Source organism: Dapis hubbardiae BLCC-M172 (genome assembly GCF_050016015.1).
In the GTDB taxonomy this organism is placed as follows: Bacteria; Cyanobacteriota; Cyanobacteriia; order Cyanobacteriales; family Microcoleaceae; genus Trichodesmium.
The window spans coordinates 1-1,251 of record NZ_JBNHEQ010000242.1 but is presented as its reverse complement, the minus strand read 5'-3'; the positions used below and the strand labels follow the sequence as shown (position 1 = coordinate 1,251).

General features: G+C 35.7%; 1 protein-coding gene. It reads left to right on the top strand.

Annotated features, from left to right (window positions below):
* A partial coding sequence (locus tag ACP6PK_RS22185; protein WP_426562740.1) for a beta strand repeat-containing protein occupies positions 1 to 1,251 on the top strand: 1,251 nt, incomplete at both ends.

Below are 1,251 nucleotides of genomic sequence, written 5' to 3'. Positions count from 1 at the left end.
TACCACCACAGACAATACTACCAACATAGCCACAGGTGGAAATCTCAATACAGGAGATGTTAACCAAACTTCAGGTAATGACACTACCAATAATCAAGCCACAGGTGGAAATATTAACACCACAGACAACACCAATATTCAAACTAATGGTGGTGATATTACCACAAATAATACAACTAATATTCAAGCTACAGGTGGCAACATCAACACAGGAGATGTCAACCAAAATGCCGATCGTGATGCCATAAACAATCAAGATACAGGTGGCAACTTCATTACCAATGATACCATTAATATTCAAACAGGGGGTGGCAACATTACCACCACCGAGACAACTAACATTCAAGTCATGGGTGGCGATATCACCACAGAAAATATCACTCAAACAGCAGGTAATGATGCCACTAATATTCAAACCACAGGAGGCAACTTCAGCAGCAACGATACCATTAATATTCAAACAGATGGTGGCAACTTTACCACCAATAACAATACCAATATTTCTCTTGCAGGTGGGGATATAACCACAGGAAATATCAACCAAAACGCAGGCAATAATACTACCAATATACAAACTACAGGTGGTATCTTCACCAACAATGATACAGTCAATATTCAAATCACAGGCGGTATCCTGACCAACAATGACACAACCAATATTCAAGCAACATTTAGTGACATAACTACAGAAAATATCACTCAAAATGCAGGTAATAATACTACTAATATTCAAGCAACATTTGGCGACATAACCACAGAAAATATCACTCAAAATGCAGGTAATAATACTACTAATATACAAATTGCTGGTGGTGACCAAAATATCGGCAATGTTACTCAAAATGCAGGTAATAATACTACCAATATTCAAATTGCTGGTGGTCAGCAAAATATCGGCAACGTTACTCAAAATGCAGGTAATAATACTACCAATATTCAAACCGCTGGTGGCAATCAAAATCTAGGAGAAATTAATCAAAATTTTGGCAATGAATCAATCAATATTCAGAGCCAAGAAATTAATCAAAATAAAAATACAAGCCAGATATCAATCAATCTTAATGATACAACTCCCAGTAACAACAACCAAACAAAAAATACTGCTACAGCCAAAGAACAAACAGAAGAGTCTATTAACAATACTACTAATAGTCAACAAATATTAAAGATAATAGATACTGTTAATACTAATCCTCTTACAGTTGCTACAGGTTCAGACCAAGTAGTAATGATGTTAGAAGAAAATCGGAT